The organism is Azospirillum griseum (genome assembly GCF_003966125.1).
GTDB classification, from domain to species: Bacteria; Pseudomonadota; Alphaproteobacteria; order Azospirillales; family Azospirillaceae; genus Azospirillum; species Azospirillum griseum.
In genome coordinates, this window is the sequence record NZ_RXMA01000138.1 from 1 (window position 1) to 461 (window position 461).

The window sequence follows — 461 nt, forward strand, 5'->3', positions numbered from 1 at the left end:
CCTGCTGGCGGAGCATGACGAGGTCCGGGACCGCCGCGACCAGCTCCGTCATCCGGCCTACCGGAAACCCGAATTGCTGGCCAAGGCCCCGAACGAGGTCTGGTCCTGGGACATCACCAAGCTGATGGGGCCGATGAAGTGGTCCTACTACTACCTCTACGTGATCCTCGACATCTTCAGCCGCCGCGTTGTCGGCTGGTGCGTCGCCGATGCCGAGAGCGCCACCCTGTTCAAGGCGCTGTTCGAGGAGACGCTGGCCAAACACGCCGTCCCGCCCGGCCAATTGACCCTGCACGCCGATCGAGGCGGCCCGATGAAGGCCAAGGCCACCGCTCTCCTGCTCGCCGACCTCGGCGTCACCAAATCGCACAGCCGGCCCCACACCTCCAATGACAACCCGTTCTCGGAGGCCCACTTCAAGACCCTGAAATATCAGCCGCAATTCCCCAAGCGCTTCGGCT

General features: G+C 64.6%; 1 protein-coding gene. It reads left to right on the forward strand.

What is annotated here, in order from left to right; translation table 11 throughout:
- The coding region (locus EJ903_RS26515) for a DDE-type integrase/transposase/recombinase (RefSeq protein WP_148105332.1) at positions 1-461 on the forward strand (461 nt) is incomplete at both ends.